Below are 21,087 nucleotides of genomic sequence, written 5' to 3'. Positions count from 1 at the left end.
GGCGCTCGCGATGACGGCCGGGGAGCCAGCGCGTTTGCAGTTCCATCGTCATACCCCGCCAAAGCGGGATATCCAGTCCGCCGCTGCTCTCGATGCCATCACGGCCGTCTCGGCGTACCGGATCGCCCGGTCGAGCCGGGCGATGACGGAAAGTGGCGCTACGCCTGCTCCGATCGTCATTGCGAGGAGCGTAGCGACGAGGCGATCCAGGGTTGCGCAAGGCACCCTCGGATCGCGTGGTAGCTACGCGCATTACCCCGCCGGATAGCTCGTCGCATACGCCTCCGTCAGCGCCTCATCGAGCCGCCGTCCGGCGCTGAAACCTGACAGCGTCGCGGGACGGGTGACGCCCGGCAGCAATCGGCCATCGGGCTCCGGCGACCCGATCAGGGTCTGCACCGGAATGCGCTCGGCATAGATCGGCAGCGCGTAGTCCTCCTCATCGTCGATGACGCCCGCGGCGCGGATCTTCGCCGATGCCTTTTCGATCTCCATGGTCACGACCGACGTGGCCTTGAGCTCCTGCTCCGTGGTCTGGCGCAGGCTCGCAGTGCGGCCGGGAAACAGGCGATCGACCATCATCACCAGCGCGCGCTCCTTCTCGGCCTGATCCTCGATCAGCCGGGCATGGCCGAACGCCATCACCGAGCGGTAGTCGGCGGAATGATGGAAGGCGCTGCGGGCCAGCACCAGGCCGTCGAGATGGGTCACCGTGAGACAGGCCGGCTGTCCCTCGGATAGGCTGCGCAACATGCGGCTGGCGCTCGAGCCATGCCAATACAGCGTCGTTCCCTCGCGCCAATACAGCGTCGGCGTGCAATAGGGCTGGCCGTCGATGACATAGGAGACGTGGCACAGCGTTGCGGAGTCGAGCAGGGCATGGACGGTCGCATGATCGTAATGGGCGCGCTGATGCCGCCGCTTGACCCGGTTGGTGTCGTCGACGGGATAGCTCGGCATCTGTTGTTCGGACATCGTCAGTCTCCTGTTTCCGTCGACGTCATGCCATGGCAAAGTGGTTGTCGGGAGTTCCACTTCGATGCGAAAGCAGCCAACCACTTCGCGGCGCCGCGACGACGTGCTGGCGCTGCCGATCCACCTCGACCGCAGCATCCGCAGCCAGTCGCAGCAGGTGCACGGCGCGCTGCGCACCGGCATCGTCGATGGTCTGCTCGCGCCCGGCCTTCGTCTGCCTTCGACGCGCGGGCTCGCCGAGCAGCTCGGCGTCCGCCGCAATGCGATCGTCACAGCCTATGAGGCGCTGCTGTCGGACGGCCTGGTCGAGGCGCGCCACGGCGCCGGCACCTATGTCGCGGCACGGCTGCCCGCACCGCAGGTCGCCGCGCCGGTCGCCGAGCTGGATGTTCGCATTCCGCCGCGCCGGCCGTTCGCGCTCGGCTGCACGCTGGTCGATCCCGTGCTCTTGCGGCGACTCGCCGCGGCCAGCCGGCGCCGCATCGCCCACGCCGCGCCGGATGAGCTCGGCTATGGCGATCCGCGCGGCAGCCTGCATCTGCGCAGCCAGGTCGCGCACTACCTTGCCGCCAGTCGCGGCGTACGCTGCGACCCAAGCTGCATTCTCATCGTGAGCGGCACCCAGCATGGCTTGCGGCTGTGCATCGACGCGTTGCTTGCGCCGGGCGATCCCGTCTGGTTCGAGGATCCGGGCTATGTCGCCTCGCGCCATACGTTGAGCACGACCGGCGCGAAGCTGGTCCCGGTGCCCGTCGATGATGAAGGAATCATAGTCAGCTCGGGCGAGGCGGCGTACATGGCGGCCAAGGCCGCCTACGTGACGCCATCGCATCAGTTTCCGACCGGCGTTGCGATGAGCATGGCGCGGCGCATCGCGCTGCTCGACTGGGCGCGCAGGGCGGACGCCTACATCTTCGAGGACGACTACGACAGCGAGTACCGCTTTGCCGGCCCGCCGCTGACGGCGCTGGCCGGAATCGGCGGCGAGCGCGTCATCTATCTCGGCACCTTCGGCAAGACGCTGTTCGCGGGACTGCGGCTCGGCTACCTCGTGGTGCCGCCGGCGCTGGTCGCGCGGGTCGTCGCGGCGCGCGCGGCGCAGGACCGGTTTCCGCCGGCCTTCATGCAGGACGCTCTGGCCGACCTGATGGCCGACGGCGTGCTCGCAGCCCACATGCGGCGGCTGCGCCCGCGCTATCGCCAGGCGCGCGACGTCGTCGCCGAGGCGCTCGCCAAGCACGGCAAAGGCAGCCTGCAACTGGCCGCGCCGTCGCAAGGACTGCATCTGCTGGCGACCTTGCCGCCGGCAGCGCCGAAGGGCACGGCGAAACTGATCCGCGACCGCGCCGGCATCGAATGCCGGCTGCTGTCGGATGCGCGGATCGTGCAGCGCGGGCCCGACGGTTTCATCCTGGGCTATTCGGGCTTTGCGGCGAAGGATCTCGCCGATGCCGCCAGGCGGCTCGGGCGCGCCACCCAGGACATCCTGGGCGCGGCGGCGCGCCGCCGCTGAGCATCATCGATGCCGCGAGTGTGGCCGAGCCGGCACGTCGGGCAAATCAGCAGGGCTATGAGCTTCCGGGAATCTACACAGAGGCTCCGCTTGCGTGTCGCGCGCAACACGCCGGTCTGGATTTTGTTCAGTTCGTTCAACGCGCTCTTGACGACCGATCGCGCGCCTGCATTTTCTTCTTTCGTTTTTTCGAAAATCGTGCTTTGGTAGCGCATCCCGCCTCACCGCAGAGGGGCGTAGCGCGCGATCGTCACGACACGCGAGGTGGGGTGCGATGGCCGCGCTGTTGCCGCAGCATGCTTGTCCAGCGTGCGGACGAACGGCAATACGCGGACGTGAAGTCGCAGCGTCCTGATACCCCGATGCTGGTATCACGCGCAGTGCGCGCAAGCGCATTGCCGCAATGGTGGCCAACAAGCCCGGCGCACCAGGGAGACTGCGTATAAGCGTGAAGACCATCGCGCAGGGAATGCCGGGTTGAACCGGCTTTGCCTGTGGTACCTGCCGCCTGCATTTTTTTCGCAGGCGGGCCATGGGTGGGGCCTTCACCCGGCATTCCCTGCGCCCTTTGCACTTCCGAGGGCGAGACGGATCGTAAGCCTCGGGCATCATCTGCCGCGAGAACGCGCCCTCATGTTCATGGCTGTTCGAGATGCGGATTGGAGCAGATGCGCGTCAGGCGACGCGGATGCGCGCGGTCGCCGCAATCGCGACGCACTCATTCATAGGGATTGTGCTCGGCGTTCGTCATCGTCTGGCGCACCCGGCGCAAGGTGATGGGCGTGCCGTCGGAGACGAACTGCAGCTCATAGGCGCGGCCGCTGTCGTCCTTGGCGGAGCAGGTCACGCTCGTGACCTTGAGCATCGCGAAGTTGCCGACCTGACGGCACATGCCGGCCGAGCTCTTCGTCGCCGGCACCGGAATGCCATCGACCTTCGGGCGATGCTTGGAATTCAGCAGCATCCTGTCGATCGGCAGTTCGTAGACGTTCTGGATCGACCTGCGGCCATTGATGCCGGAGAACGCGATGATGTGGCTCTCGTCAGCGGGATCGTCGAGCGCGACGGTGAAATGGGCGCGCCCCTTCTCGCTGTGAAAGAACGCCACCGTCTTGCAGGAAAATTCGCGGCCGTCGACCTTCGCGGTCCGGCAGGTGCCGGACATCAGCGCGTAGAGATCGATGTCGGGCCGCTCCTCCGGCGAGCTCGTCACCGGCATCGGCTGCTGAGCCAGGCAGGGCGTACCCAGGAAGAGACCGAGCGCAACGGCAGCAAGACGAGGAAAATGCAGGGGCATCCGCGGGGTGAGCCTGGAGGAATCATGACGGCGCGAGAGGTTAAGCGATGTGTCAGCTTTGCGGCAAAAAGAGGTCGGACGCCAGTGCGGCAGCGTACATCGCGCCAGCGCAAGCCCGGCGCTGTACGGCACGGGTGGTCGGTCGATACCGCAAAAGGAATGGAAAGTTCCGTGCGCACGCCGCGCACTCGCTCGCGCTCCATGTCGAGACGGAAGGCGCGGTGCAGCGGGCTCGGCGCGTCACAGGAATCCGGGGCGGCGCTGCCGCGGAATGATCTTCAATCTCCGGGACTATTTCGCCGACTGCGCCCTCTGCTTCCACAGCGCCCAGGCGCGGTCCATGATCACCATGTTGACCGCGTCGGCCTTGGCGGCCTCCTCGGCGCTGAGATAGGTGACGTCTCTGCCGAGCCCGATCGCCTGCGCCTGCAGCTTCGCATTGACGTCGGTGTAATAGGCGCGGAACACGGCGGCCTTGACCGACGGTCCAACCGCGACGTCGCCGTGGCCGCGCATCAGCACCACCGATTTGTCGCCAAGCGTGGCCGCCAGCGATTTGCCGATCACATTGTTGCTGACCAGCATGTTGGTGGCGCCGAACTCCTTGCCGATGTCCCATACCGGCGCGCCGGTGCCGAGGAAGGCGGCGTTGTGATACAGCGGCTTCAAGGGTGTATGGCTGACGCTGAACGGCACGACGCCCGGCGAATGCGTATGCACCACCGCGCTGACGTCCGGACGCGCCTTGTAGATCTCGGCATGGATGAAGCGCTCGAGGAAGACGGCGCGGTTCCTCGCATCGACCGGTTCGCCGTTCTCGTCGAACTCCATGATGTCATTGGCCGTGACCTGCGCCGGCGCGATCGAGCGTGCCATCAGGAAGTGGTGCGGATTGGTGGGATGCCGCGCGCTGACATGGCCGAAGGCGTCGACGACGCCGAGATCGGCGAGGATGCGGCTGCCGGTCGCGATGTCCTCGAGCAGCTCGCGGGGGACACCAGGGATGGCGTCTTGGGCGCGGGAAGGGCCGGCGGAGAGGAGGGAGAGGAGGGAGGCTGCTACGGCAATCGCGGCGAAGCGGCTGAAGCTGGACATCTGGCTCTTCCTCCCGGCCTTCGTTGTCTAGGCTCGTTGCTTCAACATACGCGTCATTGCGAGCGAAGCGAAGCAATCCAGGATGGTGGCTGGGACCCTGGATTGCTTCGCTTCGCTCGCAATGACGGGGAGAGGTTTGAGCGAGGCAATTGGCATGGCAGGGTGAGCCCTCCCTCAGGTCACCGGAGCCGGATTGAACAAGGTCAGATCGTTGTGGATGCCCCAGCGGTCCGACCATGGCTTGGTGCGACCGGAGGCGACGTCGAGGATCAGCTTGAACAACTCCCAGCCGGTTTCCTCGATCGTCATCTCGCCGGTGGCGATGCGGCCGGCGTCGAAGTCGATCAGATCCTTCCAGCGGCGCGCCAGCTCGCTGCGGGTCGCGACCTTGATGACGGGCGCCGCCGCAAGGCCGTAGGGCGTACCGCGGCCCGTGGTGAACACCTGCAAGGTCATGCCAGATGCGAGCTGCAGGGTGCCACAGATGAAGTCGGAGGCTGGCGTCGCCGCGAACAGCATGCCCTTTTGCCTGGCCTTCTCGCCCGGCGCCAGCACGCCGTGGATCGGACCGGAGCCCGACTTCACGATCGAGCCCAGCGACTTCTCGACGATGTTGGCGAGGCCGCCCTTCTTGTTGCCGGGCGTCGTGTTGGCGCTGCGATCGGCGCCGCCGCGCGCGAGATAGGAATCGTACCAGTCCATCTCACGGATCAGCGCGCGGCCGACGTCCTCGTTGATGGCGCGCCGGGTCAGCAATTGGATCGCGTCGCGAACCTCGGTCACCTCCGAGAACATCACGGTCGCGCCCGCGCGCACCAGCAGGTCCGCCGCGAAGCCCACTGCGGGATTGGCGGTCACACCGGAGAACGCATCGCTGCCGCCGCATTGCAGGCCGATGACGAGATCGGACGCCGGGCAGGTCTCGCGGGTGCGCTTGTTGAGTTCGGCAAGGCGGCGATCGGCCTGGGTCATGATGGCGTCGACGATGGCGCCGAAGCCGTCGAAGGCCTCGTCCTGCATTCGGACGATCGAGTCTTCAGTGCCTTCCGGCAGCAGCCGCTCCGGCGCGAGCTTCTCGCAGCCGAGGCCGACGACGAGGATCTCGCCGCCGAAATTCGGGTTCAGTGCGAGGTTCTGCAGGGTTCGGATCGGCACCACGGCATCTGGCGCCGTGATCGCGACACCGCAGCCATAGGCGTGGGTAAGCGCGACGACGTCATCGACATTCGGGTACTTCGGCAGCAGCTCGCTCTTGATGCGCTTGATCGCGAATTCCAGTGTGCCCTTGACGCATTGGACCGAGGTCGAGATGCCCAGCACGTTGCGGGTGCCGACCGAGCCGTCGCGATTGCGATAGCCTTCGAAGGTGTAGCCTTCGAGCGGCGGCAGCGGCCCCGGCACCGCGGTGGAGATTTCGAGCTGATCGAGGGCAGGAGCCTCAGGCATGTCGATGCGAGCCTCGTCCACCCATTCGCCGGATGCGATCGGCGACTTCGCATAGCCGATGATCTCGCCGTAGCGGACGATCGGCGCGCCCTCGGCGATGTCGACCAGTGCGGTCTTGTGGCCCTGCGGGACGAAGCTCCTCAGCGTCAGGCCATCGGGAAATTTGGTGCCGGCAGGCAGGCCGAAATCGTTCACCACGATCGCGACGTTGTCGCGCGCGTTGAGCTTGATGATGCGGGGCTCCTGGTTGGCGACGACCTGCTGGTTCATGCTGGCTCCGTTCCGCTCCGGTGGGTGGGCAAAGGCGCGGAGCGCCGTGCCCGCCTACTTCCTTCTTTCATCCCCTCTCCCCGTAAGAACGGGGAGAGGGAGTGGACCGTCGATGCGGCCCGTCTGTTAGCTCACGGCGGACGAGGCTCACACCGGGAAGGTGTAGGCCGTCTTCACCGTCGTGTAGAATTCCCGCGCGTAGGAGCCCTGCTCGCGGGCGCCGTAGCTCGAGCCTTTGCGGCCGCCGAACGGGACGTGATAGTCGACGCCGGCGGTCGGCAAATTGACCATCACCATGCCGGCCTCGCTGTTGCGCTTGAAGTGCGAGGCGTATTTCAGGCTGGTGGTGCAGACGCCGGCCGCGAGGCCGAACTCGGTGTCGTTGGCGATCGCCAGCGCCTCGTCGTAGTTCTTGGCGCGGATGACGCAGGCGACCGGTCCGAAGATCTCCTCGCGGGCAATGCGCATCGCGTTGGTGGCCTCGGTGAACAGCGCTGGCTGCATGTAGAAGCCGGGCGTCTCGCGGTTGAGCAGCTCGCCGCCCCAGGTGAGCTTGGCGCCTTCGTCCTGGCCGATCTTGAGATAGCGCTGATCCTGCTCGAGCTGGTTGGCGTCGACCACCGGGCCGATATGGGTGCCCTGCTTGACGGCGTCATCGACCACAAGGCCCTTGAGCCGCTCGGTCATCGCCGCGACGAACTTGTCGTGGATGCCCTCGGTGACGATCAGGCGCGAGGACGCCGTGCAGCGTTGGCCGGTCGAGAAATAGGAGCCGTTGACACAGGCTTCGACCGCGACCTTGACGTCGGCATCGTCGAGCACGACCATCGGATTCTTGCCGCCCATCTCCAGCTGGAACTTCTTCATCGGGTTCGACAGCACGCAGGCCTGCGCGATCTTGCGCCCCGTGCCGACCGAGCCGGTGAAGGAGATCGCGTGAACATCCGGATGCTCGAGCAGGGTCTGGCCGACCACCGAGCCGGAGCCGACGACGAGGTTGAAGACGCCGGCGGGAAGGCCGGAGCGCGCGATGATCTCGGACAGCGCATGCGCCGAGCCGGGCACCAGCTCCGCCGGCTTGAACACGACCGTGTTGCCGTAGCAGAGCGCGGGCGCGATCTTCCAGGCGGGGATCGCGATCGGGAAATTCCAGGGCGTGATCATGCCGACGACGCCGACGGCCTCGCGGGTGATCTCGACGTCGAGGCCCGGACGGACCGAGGCGCCCTTCTCGCCGGTGAGGCGCAGCGCCTCGCCGGCAAAGAACGCAAAGATCTGGCCGGCACGGGCGACCTCGCCGATGCCCTCCGGCAGCGTCTTGCCCTCCTCGCGCGCCAGCAGGCGGCCGAGCTCTTCCTTGCGCGACAGGATCTCCGCCGAGATCTTGTTGAGCGCGTCATAGCGCTCCTGCGGCGTCGAGCGCGACCAGGCCGGGAAGGCGGCCTTGGCGGCGGCGATCGCCTTCTCGGTCTGCGCCTTGTCGGCCTTGGCGTATTCGCCGACGACGTCGTTGGTGTTGGACGGGTTGATGTTGCGGGTCACCCCGCTGCCGTCGACCCACTCGCCGGCGATGAAATTCTTGAGGATCGCGTTCATGTTGTTCTCCAGACTTTGCGCGATTGCTCGGACAATCTAACCGATCGCCCCCGTCATCGCACGAGACAGGGGCGCTTGTCGTCGAAGGTCCAGCCGGGGATCAGATACTGCATTGCGACGGCGTCGTCGCGTGCACCGAGCCCGTGGCTCTTGTACAGCGCATGGGCCTTTTCGATGGCGCCGCGGTCAACCTCGACACCGAGCCCAGGTTGCTCGGGCACGGCGATCCTGCCGCCCTTGATCTGCAGCGGCGCCTTGGTCAGCGCCTGGCCGTCCTGCCAGATCCAGTGGGTGTCGATGGCGGTGACCTTGCCCGGCGCAGCGGCGGCCACGTGGGTGAACATCGCCAGCGAAATGTCGAAATGGTTGTTGGAGTGCGAACCCCAGGTCAGACCATTGTCGCGGCAGGTCTGGGCGACGCGCACCGAGCCCTGCATGGTCCAGAAATGGGGGTCGGCCAAGGGAATGTCGACCGCCCCGAGCCGCAGCGCATGGCTGAGCTGCCGCCAGTCGGTGGCGATCATGTTGGTCGCGGTCGGCAGGCCCGTGGCGCGGCGGAACTCGGCCATGATCTCGCGGCCGGAGAAGCCGGCCTCGGCGCCGCAGGGGTCCTCGGCATAGGCCAGGATGCCGTGCATGTCCTTGCACAGCCGGATCGCTTCATCGAGCGACCAGGCGCCGTTGGGGTCGAGCGTAACGCGCGCCTGCGGGAAGCGTTTTGCGATGGCGGTCACCGCCTCGATCTCGGCTTCGCCGCGGAGCACGCCGCCCTTCAACTTGAAGTCGGCGAAGCCATAGGCGTCGTGCGTCGCCTCGGCGAGCCGCACCACAGCTTCGGGCGTCATCGCCTCCTGATGTCGCAGCGTATACCAGCCGTCCTTCTCGCGCTCGCCGGTGGCGTAGGGCAGGTCGGTCTTCTTGCGGTCGCCGATGAAGAACAGATAGCCGAGCGCCTCGACGGAGGCGCGCTGCTGGCCTTCGCCGAGCAGGGCCGCCACCGGCAGGCCGAGATGCTGGCCGAGCAGGTCGAGCAGCGCGGATTCGACTGCGGTCACCGCATGGATCATGACGCGCAGATCGAAGGTCTGCTTGCCGCGGCCGCCGGCGTCACGATCGGCGAAGGCGGTACGCATCGTGGCGAGGATGGTGTTACAGGCGCCGATGCTCCTGCCCACGATCAGGCTCTTCGCATCCTCCAGCGTCTGCCGGATCTTCTCTCCGCCGGGCACCTCGCCGACGCCAGTGTGGCCGGCATTGTCGGTGAGGATGACGAGGTTGCGGGTGAAGAACGGCCCATGCGCGCCGCTGAGATTGAGCAGCATGCTGTCACGGCCGGCCACCGGAATGACCTCCATGCCGGTGACGATCGGCGCGCCGGAGATTCCGGTGCTGGTGGCTGCGTGACTCATGTGCTCCTCCCGGTCTTCTTCCTATCTCCGTCATTCCGGGGCAGCCCGTCAGGGCTGAACCCGGAATCCAGAGATTGGCTTGCGTCTCTTCTTATCCATCAACTCGGAGATTCCGGGTTCAAGGCCTTGCGGCCTTGCCCCGGAATGACAGCAAGATCACTCCGCCGCCTGCTGTGCCGAGACGGCGCCCGGCAGCGCCTTCACCAGCGCCGTCAGCTCCGCCATCTCCTCCGCGGTCAGATCGGTCAGCGGCAGGCGGACAGGGCCGGAATCGCGGCCGATCACCTTCATGCCGGCCTTGATGATCGAGACCGCGTAGCCCTTCTTGCGGTTGCGTATCGCGATCAGCGGCAAAATGAAATCCTTCAATCCGGCCTGGATGGTGGCGTGGTCGCGCTTGCGCACTGCGGCATAGAAGTTCGTCGCGAACTCCGGCACGAAGTTGAACACGGCCGAGGAGTAGGTCGTCACGCCCATGTCGAGATAGGGCAGGGCGAAGGTCTCGGCGGTCGGCAGGCCGCCGATATAGGTCAGGCGGTCGCCCATCCTGGTGTAGACACGGGTCATCAGCTCGATGTCGCCGATGCCGTCCTTGTAGCCGACCAGGTTCGGGCAGCGCTCGCACAGCCGTGCCAGGGTGTCCGGCTGCAGGATGGCGTTGTCGCGGTTGTAGACGATGACGCCGATCTTGACCGATTTGCAGACCGCCTCGACATGGGCGGCGAGGCCGTCCTGCTCGGCATGCATCAGATAGGGCGGCAGCAGCAGGAGGCCGTCGGCGCCGGCCTTCTCGGCGCCAATCGCGATCTCGCGCGCGATCGCGGTGCCGTAGCCGGTGCCAGCGAGCACGGGCACGCGGCCCTTGGTCTCGTCGACCGCGACCTTGACCACCTCGGGCACCTCGGCCGCGGTCAGCGAGAAGAACTCGCCGGTGCCGCCGGCGGCGAACAGGCCCGCGACGTCATAGCCGCACAGCCAGTCCATGTTGGCGCGATAGGTGGCCTCGTCGAACGAATAGTCGGCCTTGAACGGCGTCACGGGGAAGGAGAGCAGGCCGCTGCCGATCTTCGCAGCCATTTCCGTCGGGGTCATCTTGCTCATCGCGCGGGTCCTTCACGAATGTCCTTGGGAACGGGCGCGGCCGGCGCCGGCGCGCATTCCCCCGGGCGATGTCGTAGGACCAAGTTCGATGCCGGTCCAAGCCAATGACGGTATCGATTGATGCGGATCAGATATCAATCTTCCGCGTGCTGCACGGCGAGATTGCCGGCCAGCTCGACCAGTGCCGGCAGCAGCGGATTGTCGTGATCGCGCCGCCAGACCAGGAACAGCTCGGCCGGCGTCGGGTTGCGCAGCTTCAGCGGCCGCAGCCGGACATCGGCGATCTTCAGGCTGGAGGCAGCTTCGGGCACGATCGCAAGCCCGAGGCCGGCGCGCACCATCGCCAGGATCGAGTGGATCTGGCTCAGATGCTGCACGTAGCGGGGCAGCACCTCTGCACGCATGAACTGCGACACCAGGAGATCGTGGAAATAGCGCGCCTCGGTCTGCGAATACATGATGAAGTTCTGGCCGTCGAAATCACGGATCGACACGGCCTCGGCGGAGGCGAGACGATGGCGGCGCGGCAGCGCGGCGCAGAGCGGCTCGGCGACGACGCGGCGGGTGGCGAATTCGGGGCGCGCGATCGGCGGCCGCAGCAGGCCGGCGTCGATCTGGCCGGAGGCCAGCGCCTCGATCTGGTCGCCGGAGACCATTTCCTTCAGCGACAGATCGGCTTCTGGAAGCTCGCTGCGGCAGGCGGCGACCAGATCGGGCAGGAAGCTGTAAGCCGCGGCCGCGGTGAAGCCGATCTTGAGCGAGCCGCTCTTGCCGCTGGCAATGCGCTGCGCCACCTGGGCGGCGCTCTCGGCCATTTTCAGGATGCGCCGCGCCTCGGGCAAAAAGCTGCGCCCGGCCGGCGTCAGCTTGACCGAGCGGCTGGTGCGCTCCAGCAGCACCGCATCGATGATGTGCTCCAGCACCTGGATCTGCCGCGACAGCGGCGGCTGCGTCATGTTGAGCCGGATCGCGGCGCGGCCGAAATGCAGCTCCTCGGCCACGGTGACGAAGCAGCGCAGCTGGTTGAGGTCGAACATCGATGCGTCCTCGGCATGGATACGGCGGATTGTGCGGGCTTGGTAGCATCGATTGGGTGCCGTGGGAATGTTGGCGGGATCATCGGCCGCGGCTTGGCAGACGCGCCCAGCTCGGCGGTTCGCATCAGGCGGGGCCACTGCCTGCCGCGGCCGTCATGCGCGGAGCGAAGCGATGATGCAATCCCGAGTCGCCGGCCGCCGTGGTGCCCGCGCACATGTTGACATCTGCAATGCAATACGCCCGCGGCGTGCGCCGCGCATCGCCGGCCATGCCGCGGCCGACGACCCCGGCTGCCACCTCGCCAATGCCGAGATCGGCCTGACCGTGCCGGCCAACCGCATCACGACCTCACTCTATCCTATCGCGGAAGTGAATCAGGAAGCTCCGCTGTCCCAAACGTCCGGAACGAGATCTCCTTCTCCGTTGTGGCCAGCTACTGAGCCGCACGTTGCGGGCGCGGCGCTGCGGCTGTCCATGGCGAGCGTCAGGTGCCTGCTCACTTGGCGGATGCAGCAGCGCGGGCATCCGCAATGGCCTGCTTGAAAGCCTGTGCATTGGGGACGCCGGGGATGCGGAAATGGCCGATGATGAAGGCCGGCGTGCCGCGGAAGCCGAGGCCCGTGGCCTGCTCGTGATTGCGCGCGAGCACGGCGTCGATGTCGGCGTGCTTGGCCGCGAGGTCGGCCTTGGCGCGGGCGAGGTCGATTCCGGCACCGCTGAGCGCCGCATCGACCTTGGCCTCGGACAGCTTCTCATTGAGCGAGATCAGCGCCTCATGGGCCTCGGCGAACTTGTCCTGATATCTCGCCGCCAGGGTGAGGCGTGCCGCGTAGATCGAGGCGCCGCCGAAGATCGGCCAATCCTTGAAGACGAGACGGACGTGACCGTCGTCGCGAACCACCTTGGCGAGCTCCGGGCTGATCTTGCGGCAATACGGACACTGATAGTCGAAATACTCGACGATCGTGATGTCGCCCTCGGCGTTTCCGACAGCAGGGATGGCGGGATCGTGCAGGATGCGCGCTTCGCTCAGAATGTCGGTGTCGTCGTCCTCGGCGCGAGACTGGATCGGCAGGATGGCCGCAGTCAACAGCAGCAGCATGGCGATCGATGCGGCAAAGGTCTTCGTGGTCATGACTTGTCGTTCTCCTGATGAGGGATGGTCGAGGCGGTGTCGATGGCGTCCAGCACGGTCTGCGGCGTCAGCAGTTCGGGGAGCAGGATGCCGTTAGGAGCTCCGGGGCCGAACACGACGTTGAACGGCAGGCCGTAGCGGCCAAAGGATCGGAGATAGGTCGCGATCGCGTCGCTGGGTGAGGTCCAGTCCGCCTTGACGGCAACGACGCCCGACGCCAGTCGGCTGCGCACGGCCGTGCTGTCGAGCACGAGCTTCTCGTTGACCTTGCAGGTGACGCACCAGCTGGCGCCGATGTCGACGAAGACCGTGTGACCGGCCCGCACCTGCGCCGTGATCTCGGCGGGCACCAGCGGCTGCCAGGCGATTCCGGCCGGCCGGCTTGCGCCGTCCGGCTGCTTGACGGAGGTGGCGGCGATCAGCGCCAGTCCGATCGTGCCGGCGAGGCCGGCTCCGGCGATCGTTCGCCGCAACGGGAAACGGAGCGACGCCATGATCAGAGCGGGGACGAGCAGCGCAGCGGCAAGGACGGCCGCAGTCGAGGGTCCACTGATGTCGGCGAGCACGATCAGCAGCCATAGCGCGGTCGCCGCCATCGCGAGCGCTGCAAGCACGCGCAGCTTCAGCATCCAGCGGCCGGGCCGCGGGAAGAGTGCGGCAAGGCCTGGCGCCGCGGCCAGAGACAGATATGGCGCAGCCATGCCGAGCCCGAGCGTGGTGAACATCAGCAGGATTTGCGGTGCGGCCTGCGACAGCGCAAAAGCGACGGCGGTCCCGACGAACGGCGCGGAGCACGGCGTGGCCAGCAGCGTCATGACGAAGCCGTTGATGGCATGACCTGCCATCGTCCTGTGGCTCGCGGCGTTGCCAAGGCGGCCGGCGATCCACCACGGCAGGCTGATCTCGAACAGGCCGAGCAGGTTGGCACCGAATGCCGCGAGCACGATGATCATCGCGATGAGGAAAGCGGGCTGCTGAAACTGCAAGCCCCAGCCGACCTCGGCGCCCGCGGCCTTGAGTGCGGAGAGGACGGTGGCAAGTGTCACGAACGAGGCGACGATGCCGGCCGCCGTCGCCAGGAATGCCCGGCGCGGCGAGGGCGCGTGTGCGGGATCGTGATCGACCAGCGACACGAGCTTCAGCGACAACACCGGAAACACGCAGGGCATGAAGTTGAGGATGAAGCCGCCGAGCAGGGCCACGCCGAGCATGGTCCAGATCGATGCCGCCGAAGGACGCGGTGCCGGTGTGGCTGCTTTGGCCGCAGAAGCGCGAGCAGCTTGATCGGCATCCACCGGAAGCATGGCCTCGATCGATCGGTCGCCATCGACCAGGGTGACCCGCAGGCGTTGTCCCGGACCGGCCTGATCGAGGCCTTGCACCGGCACGGTGATCCGTACGCCGCCGTCCGACATCGGGCTCACCCGGGGACGGCCGCCGGACACGGCATCGTTCCCATCAAGGAAGACGTCGGGCGCGTGCAGTGGCGGCGTCGCATGCGCCTCGAGCTGCAGATGCGGCTTTGGTTGCCGATCGATGCGCAACGCCGTGATGGAGAGCCCCGGCGAGCTCGCGCGGGGGACGCTCTGCCGCCATTCGTCGATCAGCGCCTGATCGTTCGGCAGGTGCGAGACGGCGGGGATGTCGGCCTCGAGATGGGCCTCCTGCTGGGTGCAGATGACCGAGCAGACGAACAGCACCATTTTCAGTGTGAGATGTGCGGGCGCCGCTCCATCCTCGAGCCGCACGCGCAACGGAAACAGCACGTGCTCAGCGTAGCCGAACGTGTCGATATCTTGCTCGCTGAAGCGGCTCGGCGCCGGCCATTCGACGGTGACATCGGCGACGTTGCGTGAGCCGCTCCAGTCGAATTCGGGTGGCGCGCCGGCATCGCCGGGCGAGCGCCAATAGGTGTGCCAGCCTGCATCCAGCCTGACATCCAGTCCGGCCCATGCCGCGGCCGGGCCGCCGTCTGCTCGCGTGACGTCGCCGACCAGCAGGCGCGTGTCGACGTTCGCCTGCGGGCGCAGCTCGCCCGCGACAGCGGTCGTCGCCGCAAGATGGAGCAGGCCGAGCAGCCATGCGAGCCGGCCAAGATGACGGATGGACATGATGATCTCCCGCGCGCTGATCGTGCATTGCGTGGCAGTTGCGCTGCGCGACCCGGCGCAAGGCGCGCCTGGCAATGGGCACCTTAAGCCGACCTGCACGACGCACGATCGATGGTGGATATTCGTCCGCTCAAGTCACGACGTTACGCGGCCCGTAAGCCGATGACGACGGAAGGATCAGGCGTGGCGACAGGGGGGACGGTAGGGCGAGGACGCGTCGCATTGCGTTGTCAGCGCCTCGTCATAGGGGCGCCAGGACAGCGTCCGGGAGGCCGCAACCGGCTGTGCCGCCGCACTGTCGCTCGCCGGGACGGCGGTCAGACCAGCCGCGGCAAACGGACACGTGTTGATCATGCCCGGGATGACGGCCTTCCTGCAGGGCTTGGGCGCGCTCGTGGTCGTTCGGGACCATTGGCGCGCACCGGCGCCGGCGTCTGCCGTTGCAACCTCGAACGTTCCGAGCAGAGGCGCCAGACTCAAGACGAGCGCGACTAGCGCCGCTATCAGGCGGCGTGTCATCGCTGGCATCTCGAAATCAGCACGCCTCATCTTGGATCAACTTCTCCAGCTCGGACTGGTCGCGCAGACCGGCCGCTCTTGGCAACTGACATCTTCGTGACACCGCGAACTCGCGGCCAAGCCGGCATCGCGTGAGCAAAGCGAGTGGTTCTCAAAGTACGTTGATCGGTACCTTCAGGAATGTCTTTCCCGTCGCGTCCGCGGGAGGCAGATGTCCGGCGCGGATGTTGACCTGAAGTGATGGAATGATCAGGCGCGGCATGCCGAGCGTCTTGTCGCGCGCCTCGCGGAGCGCGACGAACTCGTTCTCGGTCATCCCGTCTCGCGCGTGGATGTTGTGGAGCCGCTCCTCGCCGACGGTCGTTTCCCAGCGCACCGCGCGGTCGTTGGGGGCATAGTCATGACACATGAACAGCCGGGTCTCGCGCGGCAGCGTTTCAAGGATCTTCCGGATCGAGCGAAACAGCGTGCGCGCATTGCCGCCTGGAAAGTCGGCCCGCGCCGTTCCCCCGTCGGGCATGAACAGGGTGTCGCCGACGAAAGCGGCATCGCCCATCACATGTGTGGCACAGGCCGGCGTATGGCCGGGCGTGTGCATCACGAAGGCCGTCATCTGTCCAACCTGATAGGTGTCGCCATCCTTGAACAGCCGGTCGAACTGGCTGCCGTCGCGGCGAAACTCCGTGCCCTCGTTGAAGACCTTGCCGAAGGTCTCCTGCACGGTCAGGATATGTTCGCCGATGCCGATCTTGCCGCCGAGCTTGTCCTGGATATAGGGCGCAGCGGAGAGATGATCCGCATGCGCATGCGTTTCGATCAGCCACTCTGGCCTGAGGCCGTTGATCTTCACGTAGTCGATCAGCATGTCGGCGGAACGGGTGCTGATGCGGCCGGCCGCGTAGTCGATGTCGAGGACGGGATCGACGATCGCGCAGGACGGCGATGACGGGTCCTTCACCACGTAGCTGATCGTGCTGGTGTCAGGATCGAAGAATCCGGCCACCTTCGGCTGCACGCCGAGATCGATTGGATAGGACATGGCTGCTGCTCCACGATTTGGCTCTGGGGCGGCATCGCCGCCCACGCCCCGTTTTGTCGTCCAGAACGGTCTAAGACGTCGGATTGGACTTCGTTCCGCAGGTATTGATGCCGAGCATCGCGTAGGGCGGGCACCAGCCGGTCAGTGCGGTGCCGAGCGGGATCAGGCCCAGAAGGCCCCACAAGGTGTGCGGCCCTACGACCGTGAGACTGAGGATGGCGAGTCCGACGATGATCCTGAGCAGCCGGTCGATCTTGCCAATGTTCTGTGTCATGTCGCGCTCCCTTTGGCTTGCGATGATGCAGACGATAGAGCGGGACATTGCGCGGGTATGTAACTAAGTCACCAAGAGACGCCGGTTCCTAGCCATGCTGGGCCAGCTGGACGAGCGCCGGTCTGTCGGTGATCTCGACGATTCCGCGAGCCATTCGCAACCAGCCGCGCCTTGCGAATTCATTGAGCTGCCGGCTGATGACCTCGCGCGCGCTGCCGAGCTCGTTGGCGAGCTCCTGATGCGTCGCAGCGATCTGCTGCTTCGCCCCGGCGAGATCCAGAAGCTTCTGCGCGAGCCGCACATCGATCCGCTCGAACGCGACTTCCTCGATGATGCGGAAGAGATTGGTGACACGGCGGCTGAACGCGGTGAAGACGAACTGGCGGAATTCGCGCGAGCTGGCGATCAGCCCGTCGAACAGCGCGCGCGGGATCGCCACTGCACGGATCCGGGTTTCCGCGATGCCCTCGGCCTGGTATTCCTCGTAACCCATCAGGCAGGCCGTGGTCAGCGCGCAGCTCTCGCCTGCCTGGACGCGGTAGAGCACGATCTCGCGGCCGGACTCGGACGTCTGCTGCACGCGGATGGTCCCGTCCAGCAGCAGCAGGAAGGAGTCCGGCGCCTGGCCGGGGCCGAAGATCCGGCTGCCTTCCGGAAGCTCGACAATGAGGCTGGCCTCGCGCAACTGCGCGAAGATCTCCTCCGGCAATTGCCGCAACGGCGGGAAAGCGAGCGTCCAGTCCTGCTTCGACGGCATCACGACATCCGGCTGCGCCACATCGGCGTCGTCCAGACTTGCCATAGGATCGCGCGTGGGTCGAGGGACGGGATCTGCCCCCGTCCCCAATCTTCGGAACCACGAGAGAGCTCGCATGGACTCCGGCAGCGCGTTGCCTTGCAACCGATCGGCGTCTCACGCATGCGCGGCCGTTGCAGGTGGGTCAGACCAAAAGGTTGCCGCACCTGCCGGCAGAGCAAGGCCCGCACACTCTCGGACCGCGCCTTTCCTCGCTCTTTGCTCTTAGCTCTTGGTGCTTGCCGTCTTGTCGAGCGCCGCCCGCAAACCCTTGGCGAGCTTGATCGCATCATCGTTCGCCCAGAAGTGCATGAAGAAGAGGCGGGGGTGTTCGTCCAGCATGTGACTATGCAGTGCCGTGACCTCGATGCCGTGGGCACGGAGCGTCCGGATCACGGGGTTCACCTCCTCCCCGCTCAGCACGAAGTCACCGGTGACGGCGGCCTTGCCTGCGCCGGTCGGCTGGAAGTTGATGCCCGTCGCGACGCCCATCGCCGCGACGGGAGACAAGGATAGTCCGCCCTCGACGATGGGATCGCGTCGCGGCACGCTGAACTGATAGACTCCGCCATTGGCCTGTCCTTTGACCGCCAGGATCTGATCGAGCTGTGCCGTGTCGAGATCGATGGCCGGTGGCGGCGTGGTCGGCGACGCCGCAACCGTCAACGGTGTCTTGCTGTCGGCGAGGGCGTCGCGGATGGCGGACGCGAGTTTGACCGGATCTCCGTGACCGACGACATGCATGTAGGACGTTGCTGGGCTCGCGCGGAGCAGATGGTTGTGCACGGCGCTGATTTCGAGCCCGCCGGCGATCATCTTCGCCATCACCGGGTTGATCTCTGATTCCAGCAGGACGAGATCGCCCATGATCATGGTGGCGCCATGCGCCGGCTTGAACGCGACCCAGCCGCCGAGCGCGAGCGCCGGCCTGATGGTTACGCCGTCCAGGGTCACCGCGAGATCGGTGCGCGGGAAGCCGTACCGGCGGACGTCTCCCGCCACGGACGGCTTCCGGCCCAATGTCTCGTCGACCTTCTGCCAATCGATGTCCTGTGCGCGCGCCGTCGAGACGATCGGTCCGGCGCCGTGTGCGAGGAGGCAGGCGCCGAGGCCCAACAGACTCCAGATCGTGCTTCTCATCGTTCGCTCCTTTTGGTCTGGCACTGCCCCATGTTCCGTCGCAGCGTGCTCTCAGATGACGCCCGCAAAGCGCATCAGGATGCCCGCGATGCACGAGGCGGCGAGCACGACGAGCATTCCCACGTTGAAGCGGAAAATGGCCGTGGCGGCCGCAACCGACAGGACAACGGCCGGCAGATCGATGCTCATCGGCCGGGGCGCGTCGAATGACAGTCCGAATCCCCGGATCGGAAAGGTCTCGCGGAAGAGGGTGTGCAGCGCGAACCAGATCGAGAGATTGAGAATCACGCCGACGACGGCGGCGGTGATGGCCGAGAGCGCGCCGCCGAGCGCCTTGTTTCCCCGCAACGCCTCGATGTAGGGCGCGCCGACGAAGATCCAGAGAAAGCAGGGCGCGAACGTCACCCACGTCGCCAGCAGTCCGCCCAGCGTGCCTGCGAGCATGGGAGACAGCCCGCTCGCCCCGCGGAACGCGGCCATGAAGCCCACGAACTGGACGACCATGATCAGGGGACCGGGAGTCGTCTCAGCCATGCCGAGGCCGTCGAGCATCTCGCGCGGATCAACCCAGTGATAGTACTCCGCGGCCTGTTGCGCGACGTAGGCGAGCACGGCGTAGGCGCCGCCGAACGTCACCATCGCCATCTTGCTGAAGAAGATAGCGATCTGACCGAAGACGTCGTTCGGCCCGAGCAGGATCAGCAGTGCGAAGACGGGGGCGAGCCAGATCGCGAGCCAGACGGCCGCCACGCGCAGCGCGCGCGAAGCGTTCGGACGGACGTGATCCGGCACGGCTTCGCCGAGCATGCTGTCGATCGCACCGGCGTTCTTGCCGCCGTGTTCGAGGGCTGCGAATTCCGGCCGGCCGAGGCGGGCAGCGACGAAGCCGATGACTCCGGCAGCAATGATGATGATCGGAAACGGCGCGCGGAAGAAGAAGATCGCGACGAAGGCTGCGGCCGCCAGTCCGATCATGATCCGATTGCGTAGCGCGCGCTTGCCGACGCGGACGACGGCCTGGATCACGATCGCCAGCACGGCCGCCTTGAGGCCGAAGAACAAGGCTTCGACGACGCCGACATTGCCATAGGCCGCATAGATGTAGCTGAGGCCCATGATGGCGAAAATGCCGGGCAGAATGAAAAGTGTGCCCGCAACGATGCCGCCGGTGGTCCGGTGCAGCAGCCAGCCGATATAGGTCGCAAGCTGCTGCGCCTCGGGTCCCGGCAGCAGCATGCAGTAGTTCAGGGCGTGCAGGAAGCGGCTCTCCGAGATCCAGTTCTTCTCCTCGACGAGGATGCGATGCATGACCGCGATCTGGCCGGCGGGGCCGCCGAAACTCAGACAGGCCACCCGGATCCACACGAGAAGCGCGTCGTTGAAGGAGATGCCATGGGCGTGCTCGGCCGCAACCGGCTTCCGCGATGCTACGAGGTCCGTCATGACTTCACCTTGCTGGACGGCCAGTTGTGCGCCTCCTTCGTGGCGTCGCGGCACCAGCGGTAGAAGGCATCATAGAGCAGCAGCCCCGCGCTCAACTGCTCCAGATCGTCGTCGTACATTCGCGACAGCCCGAGTGAAGCGGCAAGGAGGCCGGGAGCCTCGGGCGAGAGATCAAGTCGCGCCGTATCCGCGGCCCGCACCAGCGTGGCGAGTCGTTCCAAGGGTGGTGTCCGCAGACCGAGCTCCTCGACCATGACGTCGAAGGTGCAAAGCTCGCCGCGGTGGCTCCAGAAGACATTCTCGATGTCGAAGGGAGTGGCTTGGAAACGCTCGGCGACGGCTTCGACTTCGGCCGGCGTCACGAACAGGAAGACCGCTGCAGGGTCGACGAAGCGACGGATCAGCCATGGACAGGCGATGCGGTCGATCTTGGGACGTGATCGCGTGACCCAGACGGTGCGGCCGCGGTCGTCCCTCGCGGGAATCCTGTCTGCGGGCACGGTCGGGAGTTGGGACTCCGTCCAGCCGACGTGGCCGCCCTCGAGGACCTCGGCTGCGACGTTGCTGCACCGGAGCCAGGCCGCGGTACCTTCGCTCAGCTTCTTGCCTTTCTGGCAGATCACGACAACCGATTGGCCGGTGAAGCTCGGTGCCCATTGCTGGACGTCGAGATGGGAGCGCCTGACGGCGCCGGGGATGAGGCGTGGGTCGGCGGCGAAATCCTCGTCGACACGCACGTCGACGAGCCGTGGCGAGGTCGCCGTGCCGATCAGTCGAGACAATTTTTCGGGTGAGATCGAGGTGTATGATGATGACATGCTGCGCCCTTGGTGACCAGGACGCGATTCTTGGGCATGTCGCCTCGCGGGGAGATCGCACATCCCCGTGCG

Annotated in this window: 17 protein-coding genes; 1 reads left to right on the top strand and 16 read right to left on the bottom strand. The window is 66.3% G+C overall.

The genetic code is table 11. The annotated features are described in order from the left end of the window. Window positions 1–252 precede the first annotated feature (252 nt). Window positions 253–975, bottom strand: a complete 723-nt coding sequence (locus tag QX073_RS19370; RefSeq protein ID WP_316226190.1) for a pyridoxamine 5'-phosphate oxidase family protein — start codon at window positions 973–975, stop codon at window positions 253–255. 64 nt (window positions 976–1,039) lie between these two features. On the opposite strand from QX073_RS19370, the gene QX073_RS19365 reads away from it, so the two are divergent. After that, a complete protein-coding gene (locus QX073_RS19365) occupies window positions 1,040–2,488 on the top strand; it encodes a PLP-dependent aminotransferase family protein (RefSeq protein WP_316226189.1) in 1,449 nt (482 codons plus the stop codon). A 718-nt stretch (window positions 2,489–3,206) separates the two neighbouring features. Here the strand turns inward: QX073_RS19365 and QX073_RS19360 are convergent. From QX073_RS19360 to QX073_RS19290, 15 genes are all read right to left on the bottom strand, one after another. After that, complete coding sequence (locus QX073_RS19360; RefSeq protein WP_315752328.1) at window positions 3,207–3,785, bottom strand: hypothetical protein; 579 nt, start codon at window positions 3,783–3,785, stop codon at window positions 3,207–3,209. 291 nt (window positions 3,786–4,076) lie between these two features. Next, entirely contained in the window at window positions 4,077–4,880 is an 804-nt protein-coding gene (locus QX073_RS19355; protein WP_315752329.1) for a class II aldolase/adducin family protein, read from the bottom strand. Between the two features lie 174 nt (window positions 4,881–5,054). Then, window positions 5,055–6,596 (bottom strand): galactarate dehydratase, encoded by a 1,542-nt coding sequence (gene garD, locus QX073_RS19350; RefSeq protein WP_315752330.1) that lies wholly within the window; start codon window positions 6,594–6,596, stop codon window positions 5,055–5,057. Window positions 6,597–6,743: 147 nt separating this feature from the next. After that, window positions 6,744–8,192 carry an aldehyde dehydrogenase family protein gene (locus QX073_RS19345; RefSeq protein ID WP_315713556.1) on the bottom strand — a complete coding sequence of 483 codons (1,449 nt, stop codon included), beginning with the start codon at window positions 8,190–8,192 and terminating at the stop codon, window positions 6,744–6,746. Window positions 8,193–8,245: 53 nt separating this feature from the next. Continuing rightward, entirely contained in the window at window positions 8,246–9,601 is a 1,356-nt protein-coding gene (gene gudD, locus QX073_RS19340; protein ID WP_316184096.1) for a glucarate dehydratase, read from the bottom strand. Between the two features lie 156 nt (window positions 9,602–9,757). After that, complete coding sequence (gene kdgD / locus QX073_RS19335; RefSeq protein ID WP_315825338.1) at window positions 9,758–10,702, bottom strand: 5-dehydro-4-deoxyglucarate dehydratase; 945 nt, start codon at window positions 10,700–10,702, stop codon at window positions 9,758–9,760. A 134-nt stretch (window positions 10,703–10,836) separates the two neighbouring features. Continuing rightward, the gene (locus tag QX073_RS19330) at window positions 10,837–11,739 is read right to left on the bottom strand and encodes a LysR substrate-binding domain-containing protein (protein ID WP_315713553.1); all 903 of its coding nucleotides are present in this window, start codon (window positions 11,737–11,739) and stop codon (window positions 10,837–10,839) included. A gap of 497 nt (window positions 11,740–12,236) precedes the next feature. Next, window positions 12,237–12,875, bottom strand: a complete 639-nt coding sequence (locus QX073_RS19325; RefSeq protein ID WP_315752333.1) for a DsbA family protein — start codon at window positions 12,873–12,875, stop codon at window positions 12,237–12,239. After that, the gene (locus QX073_RS19320; protein WP_316226188.1) at window positions 12,872–14,986 is read right to left on the bottom strand and encodes a protein-disulfide reductase DsbD family protein; all 2,115 of its coding nucleotides are present in this window, start codon (window positions 14,984–14,986) and stop codon (window positions 12,872–12,874) included. The genes QX073_RS19325 and QX073_RS19320 overlap by 4 nt, the downstream gene beginning before the upstream one ends. Window positions 14,987–15,656: 670 nt before the next feature. Further along, window positions 15,657–16,544 (bottom strand): MBL fold metallo-hydrolase, encoded by an 888-nt coding sequence (locus QX073_RS19315; RefSeq protein ID WP_316174314.1) that lies wholly within the window; start codon window positions 16,542–16,544, stop codon window positions 15,657–15,659. A 70-nt stretch (window positions 16,545–16,614) separates the two neighbouring features. Continuing rightward, entirely contained in the window at window positions 16,615–16,818 is a 204-nt protein-coding gene (locus QX073_RS19310; RefSeq protein WP_316200731.1) for a DUF2892 domain-containing protein, read from the bottom strand. Window positions 16,819–16,906: 88 nt separating this feature from the next. Continuing rightward, a complete protein-coding gene (locus QX073_RS19305; RefSeq protein ID WP_316226219.1) occupies window positions 16,907–17,575 on the bottom strand; it encodes a Crp/Fnr family transcriptional regulator in 669 nt (222 codons plus the stop codon). Between the two features lie 264 nt (window positions 17,576–17,839). Then, window positions 17,840–18,754 (bottom strand): DUF1259 domain-containing protein, encoded by a 915-nt coding sequence (locus QX073_RS19300; protein WP_316174313.1) that lies wholly within the window; start codon window positions 18,752–18,754, stop codon window positions 17,840–17,842. Window positions 18,755–18,805: 51 nt separating this feature from the next. After that, window positions 18,806–20,197, bottom strand: coding sequence for a chromate efflux transporter (gene chrA / locus QX073_RS19295; RefSeq protein ID WP_316226187.1), 1,392 nt, complete (start codon window positions 20,195–20,197; stop codon window positions 18,806–18,808). Further along, complete coding sequence (locus tag QX073_RS19290; RefSeq protein ID WP_315713545.1) at window positions 20,194–21,015, bottom strand: sulfurtransferase/chromate resistance protein; 822 nt, start codon at window positions 21,013–21,015, stop codon at window positions 20,194–20,196. Before QX073_RS19290 ends, chrA begins: the two co-directional genes overlap by 4 nt. Window positions 21,016–21,087: the final 72 nt, after the last annotated feature.

This window comes from Bradyrhizobium sp. SZCCHNS3052 (genome assembly GCF_032484495.1).
In the GTDB taxonomy this organism is placed as follows: Bacteria; Pseudomonadota; Alphaproteobacteria; order Rhizobiales; family Xanthobacteraceae; genus Bradyrhizobium.
This window is presented reverse-complemented; position numbering and strand designations above follow the sequence as displayed.